Source organism: Enterococcus sp. CSURQ0835, assembly GCF_902706605.1.
Lineage (GTDB): Bacteria > Bacillota > Bacilli > Lactobacillales > Enterococcaceae > Enterococcus_A.
Window position 1 is genome coordinate 31,140 of the sequence record NZ_CACSLH010000014.1, and the last position, 10,950, is coordinate 42,089.

General features: G+C 40.4%; 12 protein-coding genes and 1 pseudogene. 11 read left to right on the forward strand and 2 right to left on the reverse strand.

Annotated features, from left to right (window positions below):
* Positions 1–437: 437 nt before the first annotated feature.
* From GVJ38_RS07450 to GVJ38_RS07465, 4 genes are read left to right on the forward strand one after another with little or no spacing between them, the layout of a single operon-like run.
* Positions 438–932: a PTS sugar transporter subunit IIA gene (locus GVJ38_RS07450; RefSeq protein WP_235032847.1), complete on the forward strand. Its 495-nt coding sequence runs from the start codon at positions 438–440 to the stop codon at positions 930–932.
* Positions 933–959: 27 nt separating this feature from the next.
* Positions 960–1,259: a PTS sugar transporter subunit IIB gene (locus GVJ38_RS07455; protein WP_159722550.1), complete on the forward strand. Its 300-nt coding sequence runs from the start codon at positions 960–962 to the stop codon at positions 1,257–1,259.
* 21 nt (positions 1,260–1,280) lie between these two features.
* The gene (locus GVJ38_RS07460; protein WP_159722551.1) at positions 1,281–2,552 is read left to right on the forward strand and encodes a PTS galactitol transporter subunit IIC; all 1,272 of its coding nucleotides are present in this window, start codon (positions 1,281–1,283) and stop codon (positions 2,550–2,552) included.
* A 58-nt stretch (positions 2,553–2,610) separates the two neighbouring features.
* Positions 2,611–3,657, forward strand: coding sequence for a galactitol-1-phosphate 5-dehydrogenase (locus GVJ38_RS07465; RefSeq protein ID WP_159722552.1), 1,047 nt, complete (start codon positions 2,611–2,613; stop codon positions 3,655–3,657).
* Positions 3,658–3,828: 171 nt separating this feature from the next.
* On the opposite strand, the pseudogene GVJ38_RS07470 reads toward GVJ38_RS07465, so the two are convergent.
* Together GVJ38_RS07470 and GVJ38_RS07475 are read right to left on the reverse strand one after the other, a co-directional pair.
* Positions 3,829–4,746 (reverse strand): annotated as a pseudogene (locus GVJ38_RS07470) (LacI family DNA-binding transcriptional regulator).
* A 10-nt stretch (positions 4,747–4,756) separates the two neighbouring features.
* Complete coding sequence (locus GVJ38_RS07475) at positions 4,757–5,032, reverse strand: hypothetical protein (RefSeq protein ID WP_159722554.1); 276 nt, start codon at positions 5,030–5,032, stop codon at positions 4,757–4,759.
* Positions 5,033–5,224: 192 nt separating this feature from the next.
* Here GVJ38_RS07475 and GVJ38_RS07480 point away from each other — a divergent pair, with 192 nt between their 5' ends.
* The 7 genes from GVJ38_RS07480 to GVJ38_RS07510 all read left to right on the forward strand — a co-directional run bounded on the left by GVJ38_RS07480 (position 5,225) and on the right by GVJ38_RS07510 (position 10,944).
* A complete protein-coding gene (locus GVJ38_RS07480) occupies positions 5,225–5,959 on the forward strand; it encodes an acyl-ACP thioesterase domain-containing protein (protein WP_159722555.1) in 735 nt (244 codons plus the stop codon).
* Positions 5,960–5,979: 20 nt separating this feature from the next.
* Positions 5,980–7,083 (forward strand): NADH-dependent flavin oxidoreductase, encoded by a 1,104-nt coding sequence (locus tag GVJ38_RS07485; RefSeq protein ID WP_159722556.1) that lies wholly within the window; start codon positions 5,980–5,982, stop codon positions 7,081–7,083.
* Positions 7,084–7,345: 262 nt separating this feature from the next.
* Entirely contained in the window at positions 7,346–7,822 is a 477-nt protein-coding gene (locus GVJ38_RS07490; protein ID WP_159722557.1) for a rhodanese-like domain-containing protein, read from the forward strand.
* Between the two features lie 602 nt (positions 7,823–8,424).
* Complete coding sequence (locus tag GVJ38_RS07495) at positions 8,425–9,441, forward strand: sulfurtransferase (RefSeq protein ID WP_159722558.1); 1,017 nt, start codon at positions 8,425–8,427, stop codon at positions 9,439–9,441.
* Positions 9,441–9,830, forward strand: coding sequence for a hypothetical protein (locus GVJ38_RS07500; RefSeq protein WP_159722559.1), 390 nt, complete (start codon positions 9,441–9,443; stop codon positions 9,828–9,830). Before GVJ38_RS07495 ends, GVJ38_RS07500 begins: the two co-directional genes overlap by 1 nt.
* Positions 9,827–10,192, forward strand: coding sequence for a 4Fe-4S dicluster domain-containing protein (locus GVJ38_RS07505; RefSeq protein ID WP_159722560.1), 366 nt, complete (start codon positions 9,827–9,829; stop codon positions 10,190–10,192). Before GVJ38_RS07500 ends, GVJ38_RS07505 begins: the two co-directional genes overlap by 4 nt.
* The gene (locus GVJ38_RS07510; protein ID WP_159722561.1) at positions 10,189–10,944 is read left to right on the forward strand and encodes a (Fe-S)-binding protein; all 756 of its coding nucleotides are present in this window, start codon (positions 10,189–10,191) and stop codon (positions 10,942–10,944) included. Before GVJ38_RS07505 ends, GVJ38_RS07510 begins: the two co-directional genes overlap by 4 nt.
* Positions 10,945–10,950: the final 6 nt, after the last annotated feature.

Consider the following 10,950-nt stretch of genomic DNA (forward strand, 5'->3'; position numbering starts at 1 on the left):
TTTGTTCGGTTAATTTGTGAAATAAGAAAAGAGATATTTGCTTTTTTACGGATGATAATAATTTAGAAAAATAAAAATAACGATCTGCTTTGATTGGAAGTAAATCCAAGAAAAATTATCTTCTATATGATAAGTTCTGTTTATCTGCGGAAAATGTCTGATTTTTTCGATAAAGTGTAGGATTTTAATTCACAATTTTTGTTATTTCTATTCTCTGATGGATCTAGAGTACCATATTACATAAATAACAGTAAATAAATTGGGAGCAAAATAAGTAGAAATGTAAGCGCTTTAGTAATAAGCTGTGCTTGTGAAAGGGGATGTGAGATTGATTAACTAAGAAAATTTGGTCACTTTAGAAATTGCTCAAAGTATTGAAAAAAATGAGTAATGCTTTGCTGGGTTTTGACCGAGCTTTTGAAGGTGAAAAAGGGGTGATGAAGAAAATGAAAGATGAACTAGAAGAAAAAAAGCTGAGTGACTATATCAAAGAGCCACTTATTTTTGTGCAAGCTGACTTTAAAACGAGTGAGGAATTATTTGAACAATTGTATCACGAAGCAAAATCACTCGGCTGGGTAACCGATGATTTTCTAGAGCGGATCAAAGTGCGGGAAGCAAACTTTCCAACCGGGCTCCAATTAGTGAATCTCGGCGCTGCGATCCCACATACAGATGCAGAATGTGTGTTGAATGAATTTGTGGCAGTCATTACAAATGGCAATAAGATCCCTTTCAAACGGATGGATGACAGTAATCAAATCGTTGAGTCGGATGTCGAATTTGTCTTAGGATTGAATCAGCCGCATGCACAATTGGCCATGCTCCAATCGTTGATGGGTGTTTTACAAAACGAGAGCCTTTTATCAGAATTATTATTGGCTTCAACACCGCAAGAAGTAATCGAGATTTTTCAAAGAAATGACTTATAAGAATAATTATTAAAGGAGAGACTTAGCATGAAAAAGATCAAAGTTTTAGTTGCCTGTGGTGCCGGGATCGCAACCTCGACAGTGGTGATGCAAAAAGTGGAAAATTTGTTAAGTGAAAACGGTGTAGATGCGGATGTACAACAAATTAAAATTGCGGAAGCTGCATCAAAACAAGATGACGCTGATATGTTGATTTCAACAACTATTTTGCCAACGGAATATAGAATTCCAGCTGTTACTGCTTTGGGTTATATCAGTGGTGTTGGGATGGATAAATTAGATCAAAAGGTCTTAGACATAGCTAGAAAGGCAGCTTCAGAGAGATAGACATGGAGAGGAGGAGAAGTGATGAAAGCGATCAACGATGTAGTACAGTATGTTTTAAACTTAGGGCCTTCTGTAATGCTTCCGATCATGATTTTGATTATTGCCTTAATTTTTAGAGTGCCTTTTAGTAAAGCTTTGAGATCAGGATTAACGATTGGTATTGGTTTTGTAGGAATTAACTTAGTTATTGGTGTCTTATCAGACAACTTAGGCCCCGCTGCCCAAGCGATGGTAAAGAGATTTGGATTTCATTTAACGGTTATCGATACTGGTTGGCCTTCAGCGGCTTCAGCGGCGTGGGCAGCTCCTGTTTCTGCTGTTTTGATCCCTATTTGTTTGTTTGTGAATGTAGCACTTTTACTGTCGAAAGTAACGAAAACATTAGATATTGATTTATGGAATTATTGGCATTTTATTGCAGCAGGAGCAACGGGTTATATTGTGACGAATGGTAATTGGATTTTTTCAATTATTTGTGCGGTGATTTATGAAATCGCATGTTTGATTATTGCGGATAAGACGGCTCCATTAGTAGCGAAGTTTTACGGGCTTGAAGGCGTAAGTCTGCCTACTGGCTCTACTGATGCCTTCGGGTTAGTAGGTATTCCTATTGGCATACTTATTAGTAAAATTCCGGGACTTAATAAATTACACGCTGACCCGGAATCGATTCAAAAAAGATTTGGTATTTTTGGTGAGCCGATGATGATGGGAATCATTATTGGCGCTGCGATTGCTGCTTTAGGTGGATATGATATCGGCGGAATCATGAAGATGGGTATCAATATGGGTGCCGTCATGTTCTTGATGCCACGAATGGTTAAGATTTTGATGGAGGGGTTAATTCCTATTTCCGAATCAGCACGTGACTTTTTACAAAAACGCTGGGGAGATCGCGAGATTTACTTAGGGATGGATGCGGCCATTACGACGGGGCATCCTGCTAACTTAGCAACGGGATTATTGTTAGTTCCAATCACCTTGTTTTTAGCAGTTGTGTTGCCAGGTAATAAAGTTTTGCCTTTTGGTGATTTAGCCACTATTCCTTTCTACGTTTCTTTGATTGTTGCGCATCGTAAAGCAAATATTGTTCAATCTGTTATTACAGGTACTGTTGTAATCGCTTTCGCATTGTGGATGGCGACGAACTTCGCTCCTGTTCATACGGAGATGATGAGAGGGGTATACAAGTTTCCGAAGGGTGCTACGATGGTATCGACTCTAGACATGGGGGGGAATTTCTTGAATTGGGTTATTTTGAAGTTTTCACAATTATTTGCCGGGGTTCTTTAATTAAGTAGGTGAAATTCTAAAAATAAGGATTTATATTTTGATAAGGGGATGTTGTTTTATGAAAGCAGCACTTTTAGAAGGGTTAAATAAATTTGAGGTAACGGACATTGAAAAACCTAAACCCAAAGAAAATGAAGTGCTTGTAAAGGTAAAGGCGGCAGGTATTTGTGGATCGGATATTCATAAAATGCGGACGGAATGGAAATATGCATTGCCTATGGTAACAGGGCATGAATTTTCAGGTGTAGTGGAGGAAGTTGGATCAAACGTAACAAATGTAAGTGTAAATGATCGAGTTACTGTGGTACCTTTTATCCCTTGTTATGAGTGTCCCTATTGTAAAGCAGGCAAGTTCCAATTATGCGAGAACTATCAAATGATCGGATCACACCGCTATGGTGGTTTCGAAGAATACGCAGTTGTACCAGATACGAATGTCATAAACATTGGAGACAAGATTAGTTTTGAAGAAGCAGCGATGATTGAACCCTTAGCTGTGGCGGCGCATGGCGTCATGGGGATTGAGCCTCACATTGGAGATACAGTTGCCGTATTCGGTCTAGGAACAATTGGGATTCTAACCACTCAATGGTTGCGTTTAGCGGGTGTTAAAAAAATTATCGGGATTGATATTGATCCTTTTAAACTAGAAGAAGCAAAAGAATATGGGGTCACGGATACAATCAACTCCTTAGAAGAACCTTTAGAAGAAAGAATATTTGAACTGACGAACAATATGGGTGTGGATATTGCGTTAGAGTGTGCGGGATCAAAAATTACTGAGGAACAATGTTTATTGATAACCCGAAAAGGTGGGAAAATCGGCTATCAAGGGATTGCGTATTCTGATGTACTTTTGCATCAACGAGCGTTTGAAAATATTTTCCGCCGAGAGTATGAGATTAAAGGATTTTGGAATTCCTATTCTGCGCCATTTCCGGGTAAAGAGTGGGTACATTCAGTTGAGTTCATTGAGCAAGGCAAGATAGAGCTTAAAAGTTTAATTTCCCATCGATTTAAATTGCAAGATATTCAGAGTGCGTTTAACTTAACTGTGAATCAAGAGGAGTCGTATAACAAAGTCATGATATTGCCGGAAAGCTAACTGGAGGCGTATTTAACAAGTAATGGTAAAATCAAAGTTATGTTGGAATTAACCCTTGATAAATTTTAAAGTTAAAACGTGGTCACTAACTAATAAACGGTGACCACGTTTTTTGCATTGTAGATATAGAGTTATAAATCTTGTGAATCAAATGAATTTATTCAGCTTTTGTTAACGAATAATAAACTCATAACCAACTGGGACTCGGGTAGTCGCTTCGGTAAATAATAAATCGACCGCTGTTTGGCCGCATTTTTTTTAATGGTGTTCGATCGTGGGAAAGTGTAAAAAATCACTGATGATCAAATTGTCGCGACCGATAAGTTTACTTTTTGTGATCGCCGGATAACTTTTCAAAATCCCAGCCGCAACGAGATCGCTATTGGTTAAGATCCCATCGCAGTGTTGGGTGGCTAAAAGTTTTCCCGCCGTCACACCAGCTGCTTCGTTGAAACAATTCCAAGCGACTTGCTCAATCGTAAAGTCAGGGAAGAATTTACGGGTGAGTTCTAAGGTGATCTGCGAGTTGTAACTGATATTTTGATCACGACCAAGCGTGACCCCGATTTTTTTGACGCCTTGATTTTTTAAATAGTGGAGAGCTTCAGTTAAAGAATCTTTGCGGTTGATGTAGGCACAAGAAAAATCAGCAACTTGTTCGCAAAATACGATCTTGCCATAATGTTGATAAGGTTTGATCAGCTCAAGTTCATTGGCGCGTGAAGTGATGACAAGTCCGTCAAAACCTTTGGCCGCAAACTCTTGTAAATAATTTTTTTCGGTCTGCGGCTCATAATTAGTTGGCAGTAAGGTGACTTTAAATCCACGGGCAAAAGCGGCTTCGATGATCCCACTCAACAATTGATCAAAATAAGGATGATCGGTGTAAGGCACGACGACCCCGATATTTTTTGTTTGGCCGTAGCTTAAATTGCGCGCCATGTGATTGGGCACATAATCCAGTTCTTTGATCACCTTTAAGATTTCGCGGCGTTTTTGGTCACTCACATAAGGATGATTGTTCAACACCCGTGAGACCGTTGACACCGAGTATCCCGTTTTTTTAGCAATGTCGCGAATCGTCGTCACAGTATCCCACCTAGTTTAGCATCAGTTTTTCTTGTAAATAGTCTATCACACTCTCACCAAATTCAAAAAAAGTATATTGCGTTTCATTGACGGTAAAGCGGACTGTTTTTGCGCCAAGATAAAAATCTGCTTGTAAGTTTTCCACGAATTCGAGCGGGATCTTTTTTTTCAAGGCACGTTTGAAACCTTGATCGATTTTTAGCACTAAAGTGTCAGCGTCAAATTGCAATTGAGCAAAATAATAATCAGAATGGGTGGCAGTTAAGATGTTTACGTAAGTATTCATAGTAAGTTCCTCCTTAAATTTTTACTGCTTCAAGTAAGCTGCTGTCCAGTTTGGAACGGCGCTCTTCTTGTTTACGAACTTAGTATAAAGTGTGGAACGCGTTCCAGTGCAAGGAGAAAGTTTTCAAAGCAGAGAAATTTTTCAATAACAGGTAGAATAGAAGTAAGTTAAAGTAGAGAAAGAAGTGAATCGATGAAATTTTTTGAACGAGCATTTCAAGTCGGGTATCCTGAAGTTGATGCTTTTAAGCGAGTGAAGTTGAGTCAATTGATCGAATGGTGTACGACGGTGTATTATGGATTCGGTGAGCAAGTCGGAATCGATGAAGCTTATTTGCAACGTGTCGGCGGCAATTGGATCGTGGATGAAGCAGCAGCTGAATTCACTGCTTATCCTCGTTATCACGATCGAATCTTAGTTCGAGGTAGTGTCGAAAGTTATAATCGATTTTTTGTTTACTGGCAGTTTGAAATTTTAAATGACGAACAGCAACTATTAGGAACGATCCAATTGGCTATGTCACTGCTGGATCTTAAAACACGCAAATTAGTTATGATCCCCACGGAATTGGGTGCAGCGTTTGAAGCAGAAAAAAGCGATCATATCAAACGTTTTGCCAAAACGGAGCTTGAGGGGCTGTCGACTGAACCCAACTTTGAAGTGACGCCACGGTTTAGTGTGCTGGATTACAATGGACATGTTTTTAATGGTCATTATTATGATTGGTGGCAAGATAGTTTGCCGTTAGATTTTTTGCAAACGCATATCCCTCACACGATCACGGTGCGTTTTGAAGAAGAGATCCGTGCACAAGAAACAGTTGGGATTTTTTTGAAGCAGATCAATGAGACTTCTGTGCATGCGGTTAAAGGCAAAAATCTCAAAGCTGTCGCGACGATTAATTGGCAACTGGATGAAGTAAATTAGGAAAAGAAAGCAGGAATAATATGGCAGAGATGCAAACAACTTTAACCTTTAAACGTGGGTTGACGGTAAAAAATCGGCTCGTGATGGCACCGATGACAACGAAGATGAGTTTTTATGATGGCGTCGTCACACAAGATGAAATCGATTATTATGCGCTTCATTCTGGTGAAGTCGGGATGGTGATCACGGGAGCGGCTAACATTCAAGCAAATGGCAAAGGCTGGGAAGGTGAATTAGGAGTCGAAGCGGATTATCAAATCCCCAATTTAGCCAAACTAGCTGCCGCTATCAAAAAAAATGGGACGAAAGCCATTTTACAAATTTTCCATGCCGGTCGCATGACCGATCGATCTGTCTTACGGGGCGAGCTGCCAGTCTCAGCTAGTGCAGTGGCAGCGCAACGCGCCGGCGCCGAGACACCACGAGAATTAAGTGAGATAGAGATCCAACAAGTAATCGAAAATTTCAAACAAGCAACGTTACGAGCGATTAAAGCGGGCTTTGACGGGGTAGAGCTTCATGGTGCCAATACGTATTTGTTGCAACAATTTTTTTCTCCTCATTCAAATCGCCGAACGGATCAATGGGGCGGTGATCGGCAGAAACGTTTCCGCCTGATCGAAAAAGTCGTGCAAGTCGTGACGCAGGAAGTAGCAGAAAGCGGCGCTGAAAACTTTATCGTCGGCTATCGTTTCTCCCCTGAAGAAATCGAAACACCAGGAATTCGGTTTGAAGATACGTTGTATTTAGTTGATCAATTGAGCGAACTAGCATTAGATTATTTACATGTTTCGTTAAGTCAGTTCGATCGGATCGCACAAAGCCCCGATTACCATGAACGACCTATGATTGCTTATTTACAAGCTAAAATCGCTGGACGCGTACCATTGATCGCTGTTGGAAATGTGCAAACTAAAGCAGACATCACAACATTATTGCAGATTGCTGATTTAGCAGCGGTGGGGCAGTCATTGTTGATCGATCCGCATTTTGTAGCAAAAATCTTCAACGATCAGGAAGAACTGATTCGTCGGAAATTGAATCGCTATGACTTAGACGAATTGAAAATTGGCAATGGAGTTATGAGTTTTTTAGAACAGATGATGCCGGAACGAATTATTTAATCAAACTTTCATGTTTGAAATCATAAATGAATTAGAAAATGAATGATCAGAAAGACTTGTTTTGCTTAGTTGCGAACAAGTCTTTTTTGCTAGGATCAGTTATTTTTGCTTTTGCTACCAATTAGAAAAAATAAAAAACTACTCAAAAATGAAAAGCTTGTGAAAAAAATCTTTTTCTGCTATTAGTAGCAAAAAAGTTTTGGTATACTGAGGGCGCGTAAGAAAGCGCATCAAACATTTTAAGCAGAAGGAGTGTTTTTAAATGAAAAAAGTATTTAAGGGCGTTATGTTGGTCTTTTTTGCCGCTTTTTTAGTGGTTCTAGGTGGCTGTTCAAAGAGTAACGCGGAAGATCGAGCAAATGATGATATCAAATGGCAATTTATCAGTCCAGCTGATATGAAAAAAGTGGTCCAAACAGAAGACACATCCAATTATCAAATCTTAGACATCCAGCCGAAAAAAGATTTCGCCAAAGGACACATCCCAGGTTCCATCAGCGTGCCCGCTTATCCAGTCGACACGAAAGAGTTAGAAAAATTAGTCGTGGATGCGGCACCTAAATTCAAAGACGGAAAAAATCCGATCTATGTCGTTTGTCCTGGTGGTGGCGGTGGTGCCAAACGTTCGATTTCACTTTTGATTGACGAAGGAATCGCTAAATCACGTTTGTACATCGTGGAAAATGGCGCGAAAAAATGGCCGTATAAAGATGACTCAACAGTTTGGGTCGCAGATTAACAAAGTTTGAGCAGGAGCTAAGGTTCCTGCTTTTTTATTGTAAAGCGGTCTTGAAGTGAAACGGTAGAAATGCAGAAAGAAATAAAAATATTTTGGGAAAACATTGCGACTGTCGGTAGGATTGGTTATACTCGATGGAGAAAACATTCACATGATAACAGGAGGTGAAGGAAATGATGAAATGGTTCAAGCAATGACTTTGAGTAGTCCATACACTTAGAGTTTCTAAGCTAGTCGACTTACAAATCTTTTCCTTCAGATTTTCCTGCTGCTGGACAGCCTACCCGATGCGATAGGATCAGTGTGTTCAAAATGATTGAAGACAACGTGTGATTGCAGTTGATTATTTGATGGGAAAAGCATGCTCATTTACGCATGTTTCTTTTTTGTGTGTAAAAATTTTTGGTAGCTGACTAGCGCCAAAAAACAAACGAGGTTTATGAGAGCTGATTTTTAACTAAAAAATTTGTTTCTTAAAAACGAAAAAGGATGCCAGTTCCACTTAGCGCTTTAATTATTTAGTGGAATGGTATACGGCTTGAGAAACAGTAGAAATTTTTAACTAAAAATTTGTTTCTTAAAAACGAAAAAGGAGAATTCCCATGAAAAAAATCGCTGCAATTGTAAGTTGTCTTTTTTTGACTGCAATCGTTGTCACGTTTCATAGTACTGAAAGTCAGGCGGCTACGTCACATTTAGTCAAAAGCGGTGAAGTCACCGCGACGGATTTTTTCATCAATGCTAAGCAAGCTAAAGCCCAATTAAAAGAAAAGCCACAAACGGTGGTGATCGAAGCGTCTTACGGTGAAGGAAAAAATTACCACAAAGCGCATCTGCCAAATGCAGTTCATCTTGATACGATGGCAATCGAAACAGAAAAAAATAATTGGAATATCTTACCCGCTAAAACAAGTGCGAAGGCTTTTTTAAAAAAAGGTGTGACTAAAAATACGCCCGTCTTGATTTATTCCGATGATGTCAATGCGGCTTCCCGTGTTGCCTTTGTCGCGTACTGGCTTGGTGTAGATCAAGTCAAGATCTTAGATGGTGGCTTGAAGGCTTGGGAAAAAGCGGATTATCAAACGGAAAAAGGTGACGTCAAAGCAAAAGTCGCAACTGATTTTGGTGCCACGGTCCCAGGTCGTCCCGAAGCGTTGATCTCAACTTCAGCTGATCTGCTAAAAGCAAAAGAACAAAATCCCGATTTAGTCTTAGCTAGCACGCGGAGCTGGAAAGAATTTACCGGTAAGACGAGTGGCTATGATTATATTAAAAACGCGGGTGAACCAGCTGGCGCAGTTTATGCGAAGTCCAGCAAGACAAGTGCCGATGTTGCCTATTTAGTGAACAAAGACATGACAGTCAAAGATCCGACGAATATTTTTGCGGACTGGCAAAAGTGGGGCATCACCCCCGATAAAGAAGTTGCTTTTTACTGCGGGACAGGTTGGCGAGCTGCGACTGCTTTTTTCATCACCAAGCAAGCGGGCTGGCAAAACGTTAAACTGTTCGATGGTGGGTGGTATGACTGGGATAAAGCTCATCAAAAAGACCCTAGTAAGTATCCTGTCCAAGTCGGAGATCCGCGGGACAAAGATAACGTGAAGATCTTGAATTAATGCTGAAAAAATTTTTATTTGGCTTAGTGCACGGGTTGCAGTTGGGCTGTCTCGGCGCGATTTATCTCCTTTCAGATCTTTATGCAAATCATCTAGGCTTTATGCGCAATGTGTCTTTTTATCAGGAAGAGTTTATGCAAAGTCTTGGCGCGAAATTTTTGTTGCCGCTTAGTTTAATTTTTGTAGCGGTGGCAGTTTGGTTCTTTGTTCACCACAAAAAATTTGAAGCGGGGCTATTCATCATCATGACATTAGTTTTCAGCAGTTGGCAAATTTTTTTCAATTTAGAAACGCAACCGATTTATTATTTGATCAGTTCTTGTTTGTTCGTTGTTTGCTTGTTGCAATTTTGGTTGGCTTTGGCCAGTAGAAAGGAACACCATCGATGAAATATTCGCAAAAAACTCGCGACCTCAGTCAGTTGATCGCTGAAAATTGTACGTCATGCAAACGTTGTATGAAAGACTGTCTGTTTTTACAAAAATATTGTGATGATCCGCAAGAATTATTTGACCGATTTTTAACGGAAGATCTCGATCCAATCGTGCCGTATTCTTGCTTGTTGTGTGGTCGCTGTACGGTGGTGTGTCCGTTGCAACTAAAATTAGACGAAGCCTTTTTAGCGATGCGGCAAGATTTAGCAAAAGAAAAACTGCCGCTGAAACAATTGAAAAGTGTCCGCGTACATCAGTGGCTTTCTACTAGCCGCTTGTTTTGTGGTTGGAATCTAGGAAAGAAGGCGGACAAATGAGATACGGATTTATGGCGGGCTGCTCGTTAAGTTCCACTTCCCCGGAACGCGTCGGGCAAGTCATCGCGGATTTGAAAAAAATTTATCCAGAGCTAGCTGTGATTCAAGCGTGTTGTGGTAAGCCGACGAAAATGATCGGTGAGCAAGCTGCATTCAAACGTCGCTTTGGACAATTAACGGACAAAGTCGAAGCAGCTGAGATCGATGAGCTGATCGTAGCTTGTCAAGGTTGTATCAAAGTGATGCGAGAAGAAAATCAATTCAAGACGAGCTCCTTGTGGGTGAAACTGGCGGAAATGGGTTTGCCAAAAGAATTTGTAGGTAAAGCGCAAGCCAGTGATGTCATTTTTTCGATCCAAGATTCTTGTCCCACCAAAGATATGCCTGAGATCCATGAAGCGGTGCGTTACTTGTTGAAGGAATTAGGCTATGAAGTTAAAAAAAGTCGGTTGACTGGAAAAAATACGATGTGCTGTGGGATGGGCGGGATGTGTGGCGTCTCAAACCCGCCGCTAGCAAAAGAGATCGCGCAAAAACGGGTCCATGATTTTAAAACCGATCACATCGTCACTTATTGTGCCAGTTGTACGTCTGCGATGCAGTTAGGTGGCGGTCAAGCGTGGCATTTATTAGATCTGATCTATGGTCCAGTCGTTGATTCGACTACTACTTGTGCGCCTCATCCGTTGAGAAAGCCGCTTAAAGCATGGGCTAATCGGTATCAAACAAAACGAATCATTGAAAAGGGGTAAGAGTTT